Source organism: Bradyrhizobium zhanjiangense (genome assembly GCF_004114935.1).
Taxonomy (GTDB): domain Bacteria; phylum Pseudomonadota; class Alphaproteobacteria; order Rhizobiales; family Xanthobacteraceae; genus Bradyrhizobium; species Bradyrhizobium zhanjiangense.
Window position 1 is genome coordinate 809,904 of sequence record NZ_CP022221.1, and the last position, 17,442, is coordinate 827,345.

Below are 17,442 nucleotides of genomic sequence, written 5' to 3' on the forward strand. Positions count from 1 at the left end.
CAGACTGGATTGCTTCGTCGCTTCGCTCCTCGCAATGACGGGTAGGATAGATTTATGTCCATTCTCGAAAACACTATCTCGCCCGGCAGCACCAGCTACCACGCCAACCGCGACGGCATGCTTGCGCTGATCGACCGCATGCGCGCGCTGGAAGAGCGCACGCGGGCAGCGTCCGCCGCAGCAAAGGACCGCTTCCACAAGCGCGGCCAGCTGCTGCCGCGCGAGCGCGTCGCGCTGGTGCTTGATCCAGGCGCGCCCTTCATTGAGCTGTCGACGCTCGCCGGCTACATGTTCGACGTTCCGGATCCGAACAAGAGCGTGCCCGGCGGCGGCGTCATTGCCGGCATCGGCTTTGTCTCGGGCGTGCGCTGCATGGTTAGCGCCAGCGATGCCGGCATCGATGCCGGTGCGCTGCAGCCCTACGGCCTCGACAAGACGCTGCGGGTGCAAGAGCTCGCGCTGGAGAACAAGCTGCCTTACGTCCAGCTCGTCGAAAGCGCCGGCGCCAATCTGTTGCGTTACCGCGTCGAGGATTTTGTCCGCGGCGGCAACATCTTTCGCAATCTCGCGCGGCTCTCGGCCGCGGGATTGCCCGTCGTCACCGTGACGCATGGCTCGTCCACCGCCGGCGGTGCCTACCAGACGGGTCTCTCCGACTACATCGTCATGGTCCGCGGCCGCACGCGCGCTTTCCTTGCCGGGCCGCCGCTATTGAAAGCCGCGACCGGTGAGATCGCGACCGAGGAAGAGCTCGGCGGCGCCGAGATGCATACGCAGGTGTCCGGTCTCGGCGACTATCTCGCCGAGGACGATCGCGACGCACTTCGCATCGCGCGCGATATCATGGCGGCGCTGCAATGGGAGCGGCCGGGCAGGGTAGCTGCGCAGTTCAAGCCGCCGCGCTACGACCAGGACGAGCTGCTCGGCATCATGCCGATGGACCACAAGCGCCCGGTGGACATGAAACAGGTGATTGCGCGCATCGTCGACGATTCCGACTTCACCGAGATGGCGCCGAACTACGGCCCCGCCACCGTCTGCGGCCATGCCCGCATCGAGGGCCAGGCGATCGGCATCATCACCAATAACGGTCCGCTCGATCCCGCCGGTGCCAACAAGGCGACGCATTTCATCCAGGCCTGCTGCCAGACCCGCACGCCGTTGCTCTATCTGAACAACACCACCGGCTACATGGTCGGCAAGGCCTATGAAGAAGCCGGCATGATCAAGCACGGCTCGAAGATGATCCAGGCGGTGACCTCGGCGACGGTGCCGCAGATCACCATCTATTGCGGTGCCTCGTTCGGCGCCGGCAATTACGGCATGTGCGGGCGCGGCTTCCATCCGCGTTTCTGCTTCTCCTGGCCGAACGCCAAGACCGCCGTGATGGGCGGCGAGCAGGCTGCAGAAACCATGGCGATCGTGACCGAGGCCGCCGCCGCGCGCCGCGGCAAACCGGTCGAGAAGGACAAGCTCGAGGCCATGAAGGCGCAGATCATTGGCGTGTTCGACGGCCAGATGGACGTGTTTTCGACCAGCGCGCGCGTGCTCGACGACGGCGTGATCGATCCGCGCGACACCCGCGCTGTGCTATCCGAGGTGCTCGCGATCTGCCGCGAGGGCGATGCACGCACACCCCAGCGCATGCAGTTCTCGGTGGCCCGCCCATGAGGAACGGATCAGTGCAGCACCGGCCGTTCTTCAAGGTCCTGATTGCCAATCGCGGCGAGATCGCGCTCCGCGTGATGCGCAGCGCGCGGCAACTCGGCCTCGGCGTCGTCGCGGTCTATTCGGATGCCGATCGCGATGCGCTCCACGTGCGGCAGGCGGATCAGGCCGTGCGCGTCGGCGAAGCGCTGCCGGCGCACTCCTATCTCAACATCCCCGCGATCATCGCCGCAGCCAGGGCGAGCGGCGCGGACGCCGTGCATCCCGGCTATGGCTTCCTTGCCGAGAATGAGGAGTTCGCGAGAGCTTGCAAGGATGCCGGTCTCGTCTTCATCGGCCCATCGCCGCAGGCGATCGAAGCTATGGGCAACAAGGCCGGCGCCAAGGAGATCATGAAGAAGGCCGGCGTGCCCATCGTGCCCGGCTATCAGGGCACTGACCAGGGCGACGAGGTCATGCTCGCCGAAGCCAAAAAGATCGGCTTCCCCGTGATGATCAAGGCGGTGGCCGGCGGCGGCGGACGAGGCATGCGGCTCGTCGCCGACGCGGCCTCTTTTCCCGATGCCCTGCGCAGCGCGCGGTCGGAGGCGAAGGCCGCGTTCGGCGATCCCACGGTCATCCTCGAACGGGCCATCCTGAACCCGCGCCATATCGAGATCCAGGTGTTCGGCGACAGCCACGGCAACGCGATCCATCTCGGCGAGCGTGATTGCTCGGTGCAGCGGCGGCACCAGAAGCTGATCGAGGAGGCGCCGTCGCCTGCGGTGACGCCGGAGCTGCGCGCGAAAATGGGCGAGGTGGCCGTCGCGGCCGTGAAGGCGCTGCGCTATGAGGGCGCCGGCACGCTGGAATTTTTGCTCGATGCGAGCGGCGAGTTCTACTTCATGGAGATGAACACGCGCCTTCAGGTCGAGCATCCCGTGACCGAGGCGATCACCGGGCTCGATCTCGTCGAGCTGCAGCTGCGCGTTGCGCGCGGCGAGCAATTGCCGGTGAAGCAGCAGGATATCCGCTTCGAAGGCCACGCCATCGAGGTGCGACTGTGCTCGGAAGATGCCGCGCACGATTTCATGCCGCAGTCCGGCCGCATGGCGCGCTGGCAGGTGCCGGAAGGATTGCGCATCGAGCATGCGCTACAGTCGGATACCGAGATCCCGCCGTTCTACGATTCCATGATTGCCAAGGTGATCAGCCATGGCGCCACGCGCGAGGAGGCGAGGGGGCGGTTGATCGTCGGCCTGGAGCAGCTCACGGCTTTTGGCGTGACCACCAACCAGGCGTTCCTGATGTCGTGCCTGCGTCATTCCGGCTTTGCCAGGGGCGAGGCGACGACGGCGTTCATTGGCGCGCATCGCGACGAGCTGATGGCACCGCGCGCCAACAGCGCATTCAGCGTCGCACTCGCGGGCCTTCTGCTTTACGTCACCAGCCCGCAAGCGCCGTCATGGCGAAGTGGACGGAGCCTCGCGGCAACGTTCCCGCTGCCGGCGAAAGTCGAGATCGCAGGCCACGCGCATGAGCTCGAAGTCACCCGCGAGCGCGACGGCAGCTACACAATCGCTACCGACGGCCGGGAAGCCAAGTTCGAAATCGATGAGCTTGATCCCGACGCCATCCGCTTCCGCCATGACGGCGTAATGGACAGCGCAAGATTCCTGCGCGATGGCAACCAACTCTACCTCCAGCATCGCGGTATCCCGCTCGCGGTGAATGATCTCACGCTGGCCGCGCCGAAGGCTGCCGCGACCAACGGCGGTGACGGCAAGGTCCGCGCTGCCCTGAACGGCCGCGTCGTCGCCGTCCTGGTCAAGCCGGGCGATCGCGTCACTGCCGGTCAACCGGTGATGACGTTGGAAGCGATGAAGATGGAGCACGTCCACAAGGCCGGCATTGACGGCGTGGTGGAGACGATCGAAGTTGCCGAGGGCGAGCAGGTGACCACGGGCAGGATCGTGGTGGAGATCGGGGTGGGTTAGGGCGGCGAGCGCAGTATCGTGGCGCGGGCCAAGGCGCATAGCGCCGTGCCCACCGTCGTGCGGCGGTTGCGTCTGGGATGGTGGGCATGCATCGCTTTGCCCGCCCCTACGGATCTTCGCCGGGACGACATTAGAGAGGTCGCCCCGTCCCCTCATTGAGCAAACACGCCACCCGATGTCCGCCAGCCGCCTCCACCAGCGCCGGCCGCTCCGTCTTGCACCGTTCCATCGCAAACCGGCAGCGGGTATGAAACGCGCAGCCCGAGGGCGGATTGACCGGGCTCGGCACGTCGCCATCGACCAGAGGCGCAAGTTTTTTCGCGAGCGGATTGGCGATCGGCACCGACGCAAGCAAAGCCTGCGTGTAGGGATGCCTGGGATTGCGGAACAGCTCGTCCTTGTCGGCGATCTCGACGATGCGGCCGAGATACATCACGGCGACGCGGTGGCTGATATGGGCGACCACGGCGAGGTCGTGCGCGATGAAGAGATAGGAGAAGCCGTGCCGGCGTTGCAGGTCGATCAAGAGATTGATCACTTGCGCCTGGATCGAGACGTCGAGCGCGGAGACCGGCTCGTCGCAGACGATCAACCGCGGCTCCAGTGCCAGCGCTCGCGCGATGCAGATGCGCTGACGCTGGCCGCCGGAGAATTGATGCGGGAAGTTGCGCATCTGATCGGGTCTTAGGCCCACCTGCTCGAACAGTCTCGCGACACGCGCCTCCAGCGCCTTGCCGGTGGCGAGCCCATGCACGGCCAGCGGCTCGCCGACGATGTCGCCCGCGGTCATGCGCGGATTGAGCGAGGCGAACGGATCCTGGAACACGATCTGCATCGAGCGGCGGTGCGGCCGCAGCGCCGTCTTCGAGAGATGGGTGATGTCCTCGCCTTCCAGGCGGATCTGGCCCGAGGTCGGCTCGACGAGCCGCAGCACGCTGCGCGCCACGGTCGACTTGCCGCAGCCGGATTCGCCGACGAGGCCAAGCGTTTCGCCAACACCAAGCGCGAACGAGACACCATCGACCGCGTGCACGGTGCCGACCTGCCGGCGCAGCACGCCCGCACGCACGGGATAGTGCTTGATCAAGTCCGTGACCTCGAGCAGCGCCTCGCTCATGCCACCTCCGCCACTTCCTCCGCGCGCCAGCAGGCCGCGAGATGGCCGCCGCCCCAATCGGCGAGCGGCGGATATTCGTCCTGGCAGCGCTTGATCGCGAGTGGGCACCGCGGCGCGAAGGCGCAGCCTTTCGGCAGCCGCACCAGCGACGGCACCGTGCCCGGAATTTCGTTCAGCCGCGGCGGCGCGGCGACGCCGGACGCCGGCACGGCCGGAATCGAAGCCATCAGCCCCCGCGTATAGGGATGCTTTGGCGATGCAAACAGCGCTTCGACGCTGGCTTCCTCGACCTTGCGGCCCGCATACATCACGATCACGCGCTGCGCGGTCTGCGCGACCACGCCGAGATCATGCGTGATCAGCACGAGCCCAGTGCCGAGCTCCTTCTGAAGGTCGAGGATCAGCGCCAAGATCTGCGCCTGGATCGTGACGTCGAGCGCAGTGGTCGGCTCGTCCGCGATCAGCAGCGCCGGACGGCACGCCAGCGCCATCGCGATCATCGCGCGCTGGCGCATGCCGCCGGAGAGCTGGTGCGGATATTCGCGTGCGCGCCGCGCCGGCTCGGGGATGCGCACCAGCCGCAGCATCTCGACTGCGATATCCCCGGCCTCCTTGGCCGACAAGTTCCGGTGCAGCCGCACCGCCTCGACGATCTGGTCGCCGATCCGCATCACGGGATTGAGCGATGTCATCGGCTCCTGAAAGATCATGGAGATGCGGTTGCCCCTGACAGCACGCATCTTCGCTTCATCCAGCGCCAGCAGATCGGTGCCTTCGAGCGTGACGGAGCCGCCGACAATACGGCCCGGCGGATCAGGCACCAGCCGCATCAGCGACAGCGCCGTGACGCTCTTGCCGCAACCGGATTCGCCGACGATCGCCAGCGTCTCGCCGCGCTTCACGGTGAATGAAACGTCGTCAACCGCCTTGAAGAGTCCCGAATTGGTGAAGAACACCGTCTTCAGGTTCTTCACGTCGAGCACGAGGTCGGATTTGTCAGCCATCAGCCGCGCTGCCGGGGATCGAGGATATCACGCAGGGCGTCGCCGAACAGGTTGGCACCGAACACGGCGAGGCTGATGGCGATGCCCGGGAAGATCACCAGCCACGGCGCGGTGCGGACATATTCGGCGGCGGATTCCGAGAGCATACGCCCCCACGACGGATAAGGTTCGGGAATGCCGAGGCCGAGGAAGGACAGCGAAGCCTCGGTCAGGATGGTCGAGCCGAGCTGGGCGGTCGCCAGCACGATCAGCGGCGCCAGCGTGTTCGGCAGCACGTGGCGCAGCGCGATCCGCATCTCGCTCATACCGATCGATTTTGCCGCCTCCACGAAGGGCTGTTCGCGCAGTGCCAGCGTGTTGGCGCGGATGACGCGCGCGACCGTCGGGATCAGCGGAATGGCGATAGCGATGATCACGTTCGGCAGTGATGGGCCGAGCGCCGCCGTCATCACCAGCGCCAGCACCAAGAGCGGCAGCGCCTGGAGAACGTCGGAGACGCGCTGGAACACGAGATCGACCCAGCCCGAGAGATAACCGGAGGTGAGGCCGACGATCACGCCGATCGAGCCGCCGAGCGCCGTGGAGCCAAGCCCGACCGCGAGCGAGATCCGTGCACCGTGGATGATACGGCTGAACACGTCGCGGCCGAAGGAATCGGTGCCCATCCAGTGCGCCAGGCTCGGGCGCGCCAGCGCGCGGGCGGAGTCGACCGTCAGCGGATCGTAGCGCGCGATGAAGTCGGCGAAGATTGCGGTGAGCACGAACACCGCCATGATGACGAGCCCGGCCGCGCCAAGCACGTGCCGCTGGGCCATGAACAGCACGCGCCGCCAGCCACCGGTCGCATGCGCCCCGGCCCGCCTCAGTTCAACGTCGAAGTCGATCGCAGCCAAGGTGATCTCCTAATCCGTGTACCTGATGCGCGGGTCGAACACCGCGTAGAGCATGTCGACGGTGAAATTCGCGAACACGACCACGACCGCGATGAACATCACGAGGTTCTGCACGATCGGATAGTCGCGCCAGCGGATTGCCTCGACCAGGAAGCGGGCGACGCCGGGGATGTTGAACACGGTCTCGGTCACGATCAGACCGCCGATCAGGAATGCCGCCTCGATGCCGATCACGGTGATCACCGGCAAGATCGCGTTCTTCAGCGCGTGGTGATAGTTCACGGCGGCGTCGGATGCGCCCTTGGCGCGGGCGGTGCGGATATAATCCTGCCGCAGCACCTCCAGCATCGAGGAGCGGGTGATGCGCATGGTCAGCGCGGCGCTGCGGAAGCCGACGGCGGCCGCCGGCACGGCATAGGTGGCAAATGCCTCGAGCCAGGTTTGCGGATTGGGATTGAAGATCGGCATCTGGCCGAACATCGCCACCGACGCGGTGAGGATCAAAAGGCCGAGCCAGAACGAGGGCAGGGACAATCCGCTGAGGCTGACGACACGCAGCGCATAGTCGAGCCGGGTGCCTTGCTTCACGGCGCTGATGACGCCGAGCGGGATGCCGATGGACGCTGAGAACAATAGCGCGAGGCCAGCAAGCCGCGCCGTGATCGGAATCCGCGGCAGGATCTCCTGAAGCGCCGGCTTCTCCGACACGTAGGAATAACCAAAGTCGCCGCGCAGAAGACCGCTGATCCAGTGCCAATATTGCACGATCAGCGGCTCATCGATGCCGAGCTCCTTCTCCAGATTGGCCTTGTCGGCGGGATCGACATAGCCGGCCGCGGCGAACAGGATGTCGACGATGTTGCCGGGGACGACGCGCAGCAGGAAGAAGATGACGATCGAGATCCCGAACAGGGTCACGAGCATCAGGAACAGGCGTCGTACCAGATAGGCAAACATGCACCGCCTCCTGTCGAACGCCTCAGCCGCCCGCGTTACTTGTCGAGCCAGACGTCCTCATAGCGAAAGCCGTTATAAGAGCTGTTCGACATGATCGTGATCCCCTTGACATAGGGCTGCCAGCAGGTGCCGGCCCGCGCGTGGAAGATGATCGGACGGGCAACATCCTCCTGCAGCTTCTTGTCGATGTCCCAGACCAGTTGCTTGCGCTTGCCAACATCGATCTCCTGCGACTGCACGTCGAACAGCTTCTCGATCTCCTTGTTGCAATAATTGGTGTAGTTCCGCTCCGAGCCGCAAGAGTAGTTCTCGTAGAAGGACTGGTCGGGATCGTCGACGGAATTTCCGGTCAGGTTCAGGCCGAGCATGTAATCCTTGCGTGCGACCTTCGGGAACCAGTTTGCAGTCTCCACGACGTCGAGTTCGCCGTCGATATAGATGCTCTTGAGCTGGTCGATCAGGATCACCGCGGGATCGCGATATTCCGCGAGATTGCGTGTCGAGACCTTCACGGCGAGGTGCTTGTCGGGGCCGTAGCCGGCCTTCTGCATCAGCTTTCTGGCCTCCTCCCGGCTCGCGTTCACGTTCGGGCCATAGCCTGGGATGGTCTCCAGCTTGTCCTTGGGCATGCCCCAGATGCCCTGCGGCGGCGGCAGCATGGTGCCGCCGATATCGGCTTGGCCCTCGAACAGGATGTCGACGAAGGCTTTGCGGTCGAGCGCCATCGCCATCGCCCGGCGGATGTCGATGTTGTCGAACGGCGCGGAAGTCGAATTGACGATGATGTTGGTCGAAACGTTGGTCGGCTCGACTGCGCAGATCGCGTTTGGCGCCTGTGACTTGATATCCTTGAGGAGCGGGATCGTGATGTGCGTCGGGAAGGTCATGTCGAACTTGCCGGCGACGAAGGCGAGGATCGCGGTCGAGCGGTTCGTGATGATCGTGTACTCGATGCCGTCGAGATAGGGCAGGCCCTTCTTCCAGTAGTCCGGGTTTCGCGTCAGCTTGATCGATTCATTGGCCTTGAACTCGACGAACTTGAACGGGCCGGTTCCGACCGGATGGGTGCGCATGTCGGCCGGCGAGACGTGACAGGGGTAGATCGGCGTATAACCGGATGCGAGCATTGCCAGCAGCGATGGTTGCGGCCGCTTCAGGTCGAAGGAGACCTCGAAATCGCCGTTCGGCGTGACGTCGTTGACCTCATTGTACCAGGCCTTGCGCGGATTCTGCCGCAGCTTCTGCTGCGATTTGCCCATCAGGAGATCGAAAGTGCATTTGACGTCGGCCGACGTGAACGGCTTGCCGTCATGCCATTTGACGCCCTGGTGCAGTTTGAAGGTCAGCTTCTTGTTGTCGCCGCTCCAGGACCAGCTCTCGGCCAGCTCTGGCCTCAGGGTATCAGGGCTGTTCTGCGCGACGTGCTGGTCATAGATGACCAGATTGTTGAACACCCCCATGAAGGGCACGTTGATCGAATAGGTCGCGCCCTCGAGGATGGACGCATTGGCCGGGCTATCGCGATGATACATCCGCAGGATCCCGCCCTGCTTGGGCTCGCCGGCAAGCGCAATGGTCGAAAACGCCAGCAAAGATAGCGCCGCCGTCGCGGCGAGCGCCCGCACGCTCCGCATCCTCGTCCTCCCTGGACATCGGCCTTTTGGCCTGTTTGAGGGGACGATAGCGATGGGCGTGGAGGGAGGCAACCGGCAAGGCCGCCCACGCTCTCGACAATTCGGATGACGGAAGGCCGCAGGGCTTCATTCTCTCACGATGCGAGAGTGCAGGTGCGAAGGGACGGTTCCTGTATCGATGTTGGGGCGCAAGCCACATCAACAAACTCCGGTGTCGTCCCGGACAAGCGCGCCCCAAGCGCGCGCCGATCCGGGACCCATAGCCAGAGGGAGTGGTTTGGCGAAGACTCGGAGTTGCCTGCTCGCGCGACGATTGTTCCCTTTGGCTATGGGTCCCCGGTTCGCGACCTCGTCGCGCCCGGGACGATGGCTGAGTGTGGCTGCGCCTCACACGATCCGCGATGCCTTGTTCCCCCAGTACCTATCCCGCAGCAGCCGCTTGTACAGCTTCCCCGTCGGCAGCCGCGGCAATTCCTTTTCGAAATCGACCGAGCGCGGCACCTTCTGCCGCGACAGCGATTTTGCGCAGAACGCGATCAGCTCTTCCGCCAGCGCAGGGCCCGGCACCACGCCCGGCATCGGTTGCACCACTGCCTTCACCTCTTCGCCGAGATCGGCATTGGGCACGCCGAACACCGCGGCGTCGGCGACCTTTGGGTGGGTGATCAGCAGATTTTCGCACTCCTGCGGGTAGATGTTCACGCCACCGGAGATGATCATGAAGGTCGCGCGATCGGTGAGGTAGAGGAAGCGGTCCTTGTCGACATAGCCGACGTCGCCGACTGTGCTCATGCTGCCGTCCGCCGAGCGCGCCTCCCGGGTCTTCTCCGGGTCGTTGAAATATTCGAACGGCGAGGCGGTCTTGAACCAGACCTGGCCCGGCGTGCCGGTCGGGCATTCCCTCATGTTCTCGTCGAGGATGTGGAGATCGCCGAGCAGAACCTTGCCGACGGTGCCGCGATGGGCGAGCCACTCCTCGCTGTTGCAGGCGGTGAAGCCGAGGCCCTCGGTGGCGCCGTAATATTCATGGATGATCGGGCCCCACCATTTGATCATGTCGTCCTTGACGAGGGCCGGGCAGGGCGCCGCGGCGTGGATCGCGATCTCCAGCGACGACAGATCGTAGCGGCTGCGCACCTCCTCCGGCAACTTCAGCATGCGCGAGAACATCGTCGGCACCAGCTGGGTGTGGGTGATGCCCCATTGCTCGACGAGCTCAAGGTAACGCTCCGGATCGAAGCTCTCCATGATGATCACGGTGCCGCCCATGCGGATCGTGAGATTGACCGCCGCCTGCGGCGCCGAGTGATAGAGCGGCGCCGGCGACAAATAGACCATGCCCTCGCGGTAGTGCCAAAGTTTCGTCAGGAAATCGAACAGCGGCAGATTGTGCTTTGGCGGCTCCTCCGGCAGCGGCCGCAGGATGCCCTTGGGCCGTCCGGTCGTGCCCGACGAATACAGCATCGCGGTGCCGAGCCACTCGTCTGCGATCGGCGTCGTCGGCAGATCGGCGGTCACCTCCGCAAGACCGACGATGCGGTCGCTCTCGCCCGGGCCATCGGCGACGATGCAGAGCTTGACGTCGGGGCAGGCCTGGATCGCCTCGCGCGCGATGTTGAGCTTCGCCACCGACGTGATCAGGATCTTGGATTGGCTGTTGACGAGGAGATAGGCGAGCTCGCCCGGTGTCAGGAAGGAGTTGATGCAGGTGTAGTAGAGGCCGGAGCGCTCGCCTGCGCCGCAGGCCTCGAGATAGCGCGAATTGTTCTCCATGAAGATCGAATAATGATCGAGCCGCTTCAGGCCGTGCCTGCGAAACAGATGCGCGAGGCGGTTGCTGCGTGCCTCCAGCTCGCGATAGGTAACGGTCTCGCCCGTCGCCGCCATGATGAAGGCAGGCTGGAGCGGACGTAGGCGGGCATGCTGACCTGGGTACATCAGTCCTCCGGCTTTTGGATCATGCGGCAAGAAGCAGGATTTCACGCACTTGCGCCGGGCTGTCGATCCTGCGCGGATTGTGCGGGATCCAATTCGTGCGCATCGCCTGTGCGGCGATGGCGTCGAAATGCTCCGGCGACACACGCACCTCGGCGAGGCTGCGCGGCATGCCGAGCGAGCGAATGAAGGCATCGAGCACGTCGGCGGCATCTCGGCCAGGAAAGCCCATGGCGGCCGCGACGATCATCTGGCGCTCGGCATTGTCGGGCGCATTCCAGCGCATCACCGCCGGCAGCATGACGCAGGAGGTGTAACCGTGCGGCACGTCGAAGGCCGCACCCAGCGCGTAGCCGATGCCGTGGCTCGCACCCATCGGCACGCCCGCTGCGAGTGCGCCCATCGACAGCCAGGTACCGATCTGCGCATCCATCCGCGCGTCGAGATCTGCAGGATCGGCCTTCACCCGCGGCAGCGCGTCGGCGAGCATGGCGAGGCCCTTCATCGATTGCGCGTCGGCATAAGGGTGCGTCTCGCGCGAGCAGATCGCTTCCACGCAATGGTCGACGGCGCGGACGCCGGTGGAGAGAAACAGCCATTCCGGCGTGTGCACGGTGATCGCGGGATCGAGGATGGTCGCGCGCGGCACCATGAGCGGATGCCGCAGCATCTGCTTCACATTCGTGCTGCGGTCGGTCACGCCCGCGATCGCGCTGAACTCGCCGCCGGCGATCGTGGTCGGCACGCTGATCTGGCGCACTGTCGGCGCGGTCATCTCGGGTGCGACGCCCTTGTGCACGCGGATGCGCTCGATGCCGCCGACATCGTCGATACCGTTGGCGAGGCAAAGCTGCACCGCCTTGGCGCCGTCGGTGATGGAGCCGCCACCGACGGTGACGATCAGATCGGCGTTCACCTCGCGCGCCGCATGGGTGGCGGCGATCACCGCCTCGCGCGGCGTATGCGCCGGCATGGCGTCGAACAGGCCGGCGCAGCGCTCGCCGAGCGCCTCCCTGATCTTCGTGATCTCGTCGGTCTGCCGGTTGAGCGTGTCCGAGACCATCAGGAAGGCGCGGCGCGTTCCCAGCCGGTCCATCTGCGCGACGATGGCTTCGGCTGCGGGATGGCCGAACACGACCTCCTCGATCGCGCCATAAACGACACGTCCCTGGTGCACGCTTGTCCTCCCCGGACAATTCGTCTTGTTTTTGTAGGGGTAGTCTAGACGAGCAGTTGCGGCCCGTCATGCGCGAAGACGCTGGGCCTCTTCTTAACCCTCCCCCTCCAGGGCAGGGCTATCGCATATGGCGTGAATAATGCTTCGGCATCGGCAGTGGGCTCCCTCTCCCGCTTGCGGGGGAGGGCGGGCGTGGGGTGCCTCCGCGTCGGGATTGTCGGGAATTGCGGAGGCGATCCCAGTGCGGTGAGAGCCCTCACCCGCCGCGCTCGGGACGATGCTTCGCATCGCCCGGGACGCGTCGGCCTCTCCCGCAAGCGGGAGAGGCGGAGCAAACTCGCGGGTGGTCCCCGCGAAATGCATATCGGCTAATCCCCCTGTCAACCCGCCATCCGGTCAGGGCATGCGGCCGGGCATTGCGCGTGCATTGGTCTTGAAGAGTTCATCATTGCCGCCCATGTTGTGTCCCCCGCGAGTGGGCGCCTATCCCGCATTTTCCGCGGCTTTTATGCGAGGACCTGGGATGACTGGACCGGACGGAAGCGAGCAGATTGTCAAAAAGCACGATTTCGTTCAGCACAGCGCAATTGCCGGGCTTCTCGCCGCGGCATTCGCCCTGTCCGGCTGCGACAAGCCGGCGTCGCAGGCCGCTGCCCCGCCGCCGGTGCCGGTGACGGTCGCCCAACCGGTCAAGCGCACTGTCACTGATTGGGACGAGTTCACCGGTCGCTTCGAGGCGGTCGAGGAGGTGCAGGTGCGCCCCCGCGTCGGCGGCTTCGTCAACTCGGTCGAGTTCCAGGACGGCGCCATCGTGCGTCAGGGCGATCTGCTCTACGTGATCGATTCCCGTCCGTTCGAGGCGGTGGCTGCGCAGGCAGAGGGTCAGCTGTCGGACGCGCGGGCCAAAGTGGAGCTTGCCAAGCGCGAGCTCGACCGCGGTCTCAACCTGGTGCAGACCAGCGCGGTCTCGGAGCAGGTCGTCGATCAGCGCCGCCAGGCCTTGCAGGCCGCACATGCGGCCGAGACGCAGGCCGAGGGCGCGCTGAAGGCCGCCAAGCTCAACATCGAGTTCACGCATGTGACGGCGCCGCTGACCGGTCGCGTCAGCCGCCACCTCGTCAGTCCCGGCAATCTCGTGCAGGGCAGCGACAACGGCGCTTCGACGCTGCTGACCTCGATCGTCACGCTGGATCCGATCTACATCTATTTCGACATGGATGAGGCGACCTTCATCAAATACAGCAAATTATGGTTCGAGGGGCGGCGCCCAAGTTCGCGCGACACCGCGAACCCGGTGCAGGTGACGCTGGCCGGTGAAACCAAGCCGTCGCATGAGGGCACCGTGAACTTCCTCGACAACCGCCTCGATGTCTCGACCGGCACGCTGCGCAGCCGCGCGGTGGTCAAGAACACCGACCTGTCGATCCTGCCCGGCCAGTTCGGGCGTGTCCGCCTGATCGGCAGCGCGCCCTATGAGGCGCTGCTGATTCCGGACGTCGCTATCGCGACCGACCAGTCCCGCAAGATCGTGTTCGTGGTGAAGCCCGATGACACGGTCGAGGCGCGTCCCGTGGTGCTCGGGCCGCTCGATGACGGCCTGCGCGTGATCCGCGAAGGGTTGAAGGCGGAGGACCGCGTCATCGTCAATGGCATCCAGCGCGCCCGCGTCGGCGCCAAGGTCACCCCGCAGACCGCGCAAGCCCCGGCCGGTGGCAAGTCATGAATCTTGGCCGCCTCTCCATCAACCAGCCCATCCTGGCGATGGTGCTGTCGATCGTGCTGCTGATCGTCGGCGCGATCGCCTACACCACGCTGCCGGTCTCCGAATATCCGCAAGTGGTGCCGCCCACCGTGGTCGTCACCACGCAATATCCCGGCGCCTCCGCGCAGACTGTGTCCGACACGGTCGCAGCTCCCATCGAGCAGGAGATCAACGGCGTCGAGGACATGCTGTATCTCTACAGCCAGGCGACCTCGAACGGCCAGCTCACCATCACCGTCACCTTCAAGCTCGGCACCGATCTCGACAAGGCCCAGGTGCTGGTGCAGAACCGCGTCGCCATCGCGCAGCCGCGCCTGCCGGAGGAAGTGCAGCGCAACGGCGTCACCACGCGCAAGAACTCGCCCGACATCCTGATGGTCGTGTTCATGCTGTCGCCGGACGACACGTTCGACCAGCTCTACATCTCGAACTACGCGCTGCTCCAGGTCCGCGACCAGCTGCTGCGTCTCGACGGCGTTGGCGACATCCAGATCTTTGGCGCACGCGACTATTCGATGCGACTGTGGCTCGATCCTGACCGGATCGCCAATCTCGGCCTGACCTCGGCCGAGGTGCTCGCGGCGATCCGCGCCCAGAACCTGCAGATCGCCGGCGGCCAGATCGCCGAGCCGCCGATCGCCGACCGCGCCTTCCAGCCGAATCTGACCTTCACGGGACGCCTGAAGGACCAGAAGCAGTTCGAGGACATCCTGATCAAGGCCGGCTCCGACGGCCGGGTCGTTCGTCTGCGCGACGTTGCCCGCATCGAGCTAGGGGCATTGGCGTATTCCACCAACAGCTTCCTGCTGCGCAAATCGGCGGTGGCCATGCTGGTGACCCAGCGGCCCGGATCAAACGCGCTCGCGACGGCGAAAAACATCTCCGACACGATGACGAAGCTCAAGGCGAGCTTCCCTCGCGGTCTCGACTACAATATCGGCTACAATCCGACCGAATTCATCGCGCAGTCGGTCCACGAGTTGATCAAGACCATCTACGAGGCCATGCTGCTCGTGGTCGTCGTGGTGCTGGTGTTCCTGCAAGGATGGCGGCCCGCGATCATTCCGATCATCGCGATACCGGTGTCGCTGGTCGGCACCTTCGCGGTAATGGCGGCGCTGGGCTTCTCCATCAACAATCTCACGCTGTTCGGCCTCGTGCTCGCCGTCGGCATCGTGGTCGACGACGCCATCGTCGTGGTCGAGAATGTCGAGCGGCATCTCGAGCACGGCATGAGCCGGCGCGATGCGGCGCTGAAGACGATGGAAGAGGTTGGCGGCGCGCTGGTCTCGATCGCGCTGGTGCTGTGCGCGGTGTTTGTTCCGACCGCGTTCCTGGGCGGCATTTCCGGCCAGTTCTTCCAGCAATTCGCCGTCACCATCGCGGTCGCGACTGCGATTTCCTGCTTCTGCTCGCTGACGCTGTCGCCGGCGCTGGCCTCGCAGATCCTGGTGCCGCACGAGGAGAAGAAGCCGCCGGCTGCCTGGAATGTCATTGCGCGGGGCTGGGATGCCTTCACTGGCGTGTTCAACCGCGTGTTTGAGCGGCTGGCGCATGGTTATGCCGGTCTTGCCAATTTCGTGATCCGCCACTCCGTTGCGATGCTCCTGATCTACGTCGTGCTCATCGGCAGCGCCGGCTGGCTGATCGTGACCACGCCGCAGGGCTTCATTCCGGCGCAGGATCGCGGCTACGTCATCGTATCCGTGCAATTGCCGGGTGCGGCGTCACTGGCACGTACCACCGAGGTCGTGCGCGAGATCGAGCGGATCTCGCTGGATACGCCGGGCATCGTCCGCGTTGCGGCCTTCGCCGGCTTCTCCGGCGCCACCCGCACCCAGGCCGGCAATGCGGCGGCGCTGTTTCCAGTGTTCGACGAACCCGAGGCGCGGCTCAAGAAGGGACTGTCCGCCAACGCCATCACGGCCGAGCTGCGCAAGCGCCTGTCCGCGATCCAGGGCGCGTTCATCATCGTGATTCCGCCACCGGCTGTGCCGGGCATCGGCACCGGCGGCGGCTTCACCATCCGCATCCAGGACCGCCAGGGTCGCGGGCCCGAAATGCTCGCCGCCGCGACCGACGAGCTGGTCGCCGCCGCGCGCAAGGCACCAAGTCTCACCTCGGTGTTCTCGCCGTTCACGGCCAATACGCCGCAGCTCTTCGTCGACATCGACCGCACCAAGGCGCAGAAGCTCGGTGTTCCCATCTCCAACATCAACGACACGATCCAGACCTATTTCGGATCGACCTATGTCAACGACTTCAATCTGTTCGGCCGCACCTACCACGTCACCGCGCAGGCCGATTTCCCCTACCGCAAGGAGCCCAGCGATCTCGCACGCCTGCGCACGCGCAACGCCTCCGGCGACATGGTGATGCTCGGCAGTGTTGTCGAGTTTAGGGATGTCTCGGGTCCCGACCGCGTCGCGCGCTATAATCTTTACGCCGCGTCCGAATTGCAGGGCGAGCCGGCGCCGGGCACCAGCTCGACCACCGCACTCAACACCATCAAGAAGCTCGCGGACGACACGCTGCCGAGTGGCTTCAGCTTCGAATGGACCGACCTGTCCTATCAGCAGGTCACCGGCGGCAATGCCGGTCTCTACGTGTTTCCGATCTGCGTGCTGTTCGTTTATCTCGTGCTCGCCGCCCAATATGGCAGCTGGACGCTGCCGTTCGCGGTGATCCTGATCGTGCCGATGTGCCTGCTCGCTGCCACCATCGGCGTGCGCATCATGGGGCAGGACGTCAACATCCTCACCCAGATCGGCTTCGTGGTGCTGGTGGGATTGGCGGCAAAGAACGCGATCCTGATCGTCGAGTTTGCACGCGATATCGAGAACGAAGGCAAGCCGCGGCTCGAGGCTGTCATTGAGGCCTGCCGGCTGCGCTTGCGGCCGATCCTGATGACGTCCTTCGCCTTCATCCTCGGTGTCTTGCCGCTGGTGATCTCGAGCGGCTCCGGCTCGGAGATGCGGCAGGCCGTCGGCGTCGCCGTGTTCTTCGGCATGATCGGCGTCACCCTGTTCGGACTTCTGTTCACGCCGATCTTCTACGTGGTGGTGAGGAACCTGGCGGAGGGGCGGCGGGATAAGAAGGCGGAGGTCGCGGGCTGACCATCGTCGGGAGTCCATCAGCGTAGCCACAATCACGCTGTCGTCCCGGACAAGCGCAAGCGCAGATCCGGGACCCATAGCCACAGGATCGAGTTTGGCGAAGACTCGCGGTGAACAGCTGCGCGCGATAACTGCTCCCTGGGGTTATGGGTCCCGGCCCCCGTGCGCAATTGCGCGCTAGGCCGGGACGACGCCATTCTTGT

11 protein-coding genes are annotated in these 17,442 nt (G+C 65.0%); 4 read left to right on the top strand and 7 right to left on the bottom strand.

Annotation, left to right across the window (positions count from 1 at the left end; all coding sequences use genetic code 11):
• The first annotated feature begins 54 nt into the window (after window positions 1-54).
• Together XH85_RS03840 and XH85_RS03845 are read left to right on the top strand one after the other, a co-directional pair.
• Window positions 55-1,671 (top strand): acyl-CoA carboxylase subunit beta, encoded by a 1,617-nt coding sequence (locus XH85_RS03840; protein WP_128930815.1) that lies wholly within the window; start codon window positions 55-57, stop codon window positions 1,669-1,671.
• Window positions 1,668-3,644, top strand: a complete 1,977-nt coding sequence (locus XH85_RS03845) for an acetyl/propionyl/methylcrotonyl-CoA carboxylase subunit alpha (RefSeq protein ID WP_128930816.1) — start codon at window positions 1,668-1,670, stop codon at window positions 3,642-3,644. The genes XH85_RS03840 and XH85_RS03845 overlap by 4 nt, the downstream gene beginning before the upstream one ends.
• A gap of 130 nt (window positions 3,645-3,774) precedes the next feature.
• Here the strand turns inward: XH85_RS03845 and XH85_RS03850 are convergent, their stop codons facing one another.
• The 7 genes from XH85_RS03850 to XH85_RS03880 all read right to left on the bottom strand — a co-directional run bounded on the left by XH85_RS03850 (window position 3,775) and on the right by XH85_RS03880 (window position 12,361).
• On the bottom strand, window positions 3,775-4,761 hold the full coding sequence (locus XH85_RS03850) for an ABC transporter ATP-binding protein (RefSeq protein WP_128930817.1): 987 nt from the start codon (window positions 4,759-4,761) through the stop codon (window positions 3,775-3,777).
• On the bottom strand, window positions 4,758-5,765 hold the full coding sequence (locus tag XH85_RS03855) for an ABC transporter ATP-binding protein (protein ID WP_128930818.1): 1,008 nt from the start codon (window positions 5,763-5,765) through the stop codon (window positions 4,758-4,760). The genes XH85_RS03850 and XH85_RS03855 overlap by 4 nt, the downstream gene beginning before the upstream one ends.
• Window positions 5,765-6,658 carry an ABC transporter permease gene (locus tag XH85_RS03860; RefSeq protein ID WP_128930819.1) on the bottom strand — a complete coding sequence of 298 codons (894 nt, stop codon included), beginning with the start codon at window positions 6,656-6,658 and terminating at the stop codon, window positions 5,765-5,767. The genes XH85_RS03855 and XH85_RS03860 overlap by 1 nt, the downstream gene beginning before the upstream one ends.
• Before the next feature lie 9 nt (window positions 6,659-6,667).
• A complete protein-coding gene (locus XH85_RS03865; RefSeq protein WP_128930820.1) occupies window positions 6,668-7,615 on the bottom strand; it encodes an ABC transporter permease in 948 nt (315 codons plus the stop codon).
• A 35-nt stretch (window positions 7,616-7,650) separates the two neighbouring features.
• On the bottom strand, window positions 7,651-9,249 hold the full coding sequence (locus XH85_RS03870; RefSeq protein WP_128930821.1) for an ABC transporter substrate-binding protein: 1,599 nt from the start codon (window positions 9,247-9,249) through the stop codon (window positions 7,651-7,653).
• Window positions 9,250-9,636: 387 nt separating this feature from the next.
• A complete protein-coding gene (locus XH85_RS03875; RefSeq protein WP_128930822.1) occupies window positions 9,637-11,187 on the bottom strand; it encodes an AMP-binding protein in 1,551 nt (516 codons plus the stop codon).
• A gap of 19 nt (window positions 11,188-11,206) precedes the next feature.
• Window positions 11,207-12,361: an iron-containing alcohol dehydrogenase gene (locus XH85_RS03880; RefSeq protein WP_128930823.1), complete on the bottom strand. Its 1,155-nt coding sequence runs from the start codon at window positions 12,359-12,361 to the stop codon at window positions 11,207-11,209.
• A gap of 523 nt (window positions 12,362-12,884) precedes the next feature.
• Here XH85_RS03880 and XH85_RS03885 point away from each other — a divergent pair.
• Both XH85_RS03885 and XH85_RS03890 read left to right on the top strand, forming a co-directional pair.
• Window positions 12,885-14,084: an efflux RND transporter periplasmic adaptor subunit gene (locus XH85_RS03885; RefSeq protein ID WP_164940171.1), complete on the top strand. Its 1,200-nt coding sequence runs from the start codon at window positions 12,885-12,887 to the stop codon at window positions 14,082-14,084.
• Window positions 14,081-17,239: an efflux RND transporter permease subunit gene (locus tag XH85_RS03890; protein ID WP_128930825.1), complete on the top strand. Its 3,159-nt coding sequence runs from the start codon at window positions 14,081-14,083 to the stop codon at window positions 17,237-17,239. Before XH85_RS03885 ends, XH85_RS03890 begins: the two co-directional genes overlap by 4 nt.
• Window positions 17,240-17,442: the final 203 nt, after the last annotated feature.